Source organism: Ideonella azotifigens, assembly GCF_006519715.1.
Lineage (GTDB): Bacteria > Pseudomonadota > Gammaproteobacteria > Burkholderiales > Burkholderiaceae_C > Ideonella > Ideonella azotifigens.
In genome coordinates this window covers 1-1,221 of sequence record NZ_VIDT01001110.1, presented here as the reverse complement: position 1 = coordinate 1,221, position 1,221 = coordinate 1, and the positions used below count along the sequence as shown (strand labels likewise).

Below are 1,221 nucleotides of genomic sequence, written 5' to 3'. Positions count from 1 at the left end.
CAGCGGCGCGGGGTGCAGGAAGTCTTCCGGACAGTCGAAGGCTTCGGTCTGCACGTCCTGCGGCAGCGCCAGGCAGACGGGACCGCACAGGGCCGGGTCCGTCATCACCTGCACCGCGCGGGGCAACGCACTGAGCAGCTGGGCGGGCCGCACGATGCGGTCGAAGTAGCGGGTGACGGGCCGGAAGCAGTCGTTGACGGAGAGGTCGCCGGCCTGCGGGTCTTCCAGTTGCTGCAGCACCGGGTCCGGCGCGCGCGAGGCAAAGGTGTCGCCGGGCAGCAGCAGCACCGGCAGCCGGTTCACATGGGCCAGCGCGGCGGCAGTGACGAGGTTGGTGGCACCGGGGCCGATGGAGCTGGTGACGGCCATGATGCGGCGGCGGAAATTCGCCTTGGCATAGGCGATCGCGGCGTGCGCCATGGCCTGCTCGTTGTGGGCCCGCAGCGTGGGCAGCTCGGCGCGCTGCTGCCACAAGGCTTCGCCCAGCCCGGCCACATTGCCGTGGCCGAAGATGGACCACACGCCGCCGCAGAAGGGCTGCAGCGAACCGTCTGGCGCCTCGATGCGCAGGGCGGCCAGGTGGCGCACCAGCGCCTGGGCCATGGTGAGCCTGATCGTGTTGTTCCCCATCATGCGGCCTCCTGAACATCGTGGACCCGCGCGCCGGGGCGGCTGGCGCGCCAGGCGTCCACCAGCTGGGCGAAGTTGTCGGCCGCCTGGTGGACCAGCTCGGCGTCCCCGATCTGCCCGGCCAGCCAACGCTGGCTGGGGCCGGCCCACAGCGTGCGGCCGACCATGAAGCCTTTGACGATGGGGTGCGTGGCCTGCGCAAAACCGGCCACCAGGCTGGCAATCGGCTGGTTCAGCCCCAGGATCACCACGCCGCGGCACTGCGGGTCGCGCGCCTCGACCAGCGCGGCCAGCTGCTGCCAGCCAGCCTGCTGCATGGGTGCCAGCTTCCACCATTCGGGCTGGAAGCCCAGGTTGTAGAAGCGCTGCACCGAGCGAAGCACCGCCTGGTCGGCAGAGCCCTCTGGCGTCAGCGCGCGCGGCGGGATCAGTTCCAGCAGCAGCTCGTGGCCGCTGGCGCGGGTGGCCTGCCAGAGCTCGCGCACCCGGGCCTCCTGCTCCAGCCGCAGGTCCACCGCGTCATCCGGGTGGTAATGCACCAGGCACTTGACCACCTGCTCGCGTGGCCAGCTTGCCAGCTCGGAGCCGATG

At 71.3% G+C, this 1,221-nt stretch carries 2 protein-coding genes; both read right to left on the bottom strand.

Going from position 1 to position 1,221, the window contains the following annotated elements:
• Positions 1-633 (bottom strand): thiamine pyrophosphate-binding protein (locus FKP22_RS30945; protein ID WP_259372479.1); only part of this gene is annotated, 633 nt, incomplete at its 3' end.
• Positions 630-1,221 (bottom strand): 2-deoxy-5-keto-D-gluconate 6-phosphate aldolase domain-containing protein (locus FKP22_RS30940; protein WP_141292004.1); only part of this gene is annotated, 592 nt, incomplete at its 5' end. The genes FKP22_RS30945 and FKP22_RS30940, both read right to left, overlap by 4 nt.